Annotated in this window: 1 pseudogene; it reads right to left on the bottom strand. The window is 84.0% G+C overall.

Annotated features, from left to right (window positions below):
• Window positions 1–530: pseudogene (locus ABD401_RS24345) on the bottom strand (OmpA family protein); the annotation flags it as partial.

Genomic DNA, 530 nt, shown 5'->3' on the forward strand with positions numbered 1-530 from the left:
CCGGGGGAGCGGCCGGCGGAGCCGCCGGCGCGCTGCCGGCGACGCGCTGGGCCGGGGGCATCCCGGGAGCCGCGGGCGGCATCGGCTGGGCGCCCCGACGGCCGGCGGCCTTGGCGCGGTCGCGGGCCTCACGGTCCGCGCGCTCCTTCGCCTCCTTCGCAGCCTTGGCGGCGGCCTTGGCCTCCGCGTCGGCGCGGGCCCGGGCGATGCGAGCGGCCTCGCGCTCCGCGGCCGCGCGGGCCTTCTCCGCCTCGGCGCGACGCTTGGCCTCGGCCTTCGCCTCGGCGCGGGACATCGGACGGGCCGGCTGGGTCGGCGGGACCGGCGGCACCGGCGGCAGCTGCGTGGGAGCGGCCGGGGGAGCAGCGGCCGCGGCCGGCGGAGCCAACGGGATCTGCGGCGCAGCGGCCGGCATCTGCGGCGGCATCTGCGGCGGAGCGGCCGGAGCGGCCGGAGCGGCCGGAGCGGCCGGAGCGGCGGCGCGCGCCTGCGGGCCCACCGGGGCGACCGGCGGGGCGGCCGGCATCTGC

It is taken from the genome of Sporichthya brevicatena, assembly GCF_039525035.1.
In the GTDB taxonomy this organism is placed as follows: domain Bacteria; phylum Actinomycetota; class Actinomycetes; order Sporichthyales; family Sporichthyaceae; genus Sporichthya; species Sporichthya brevicatena.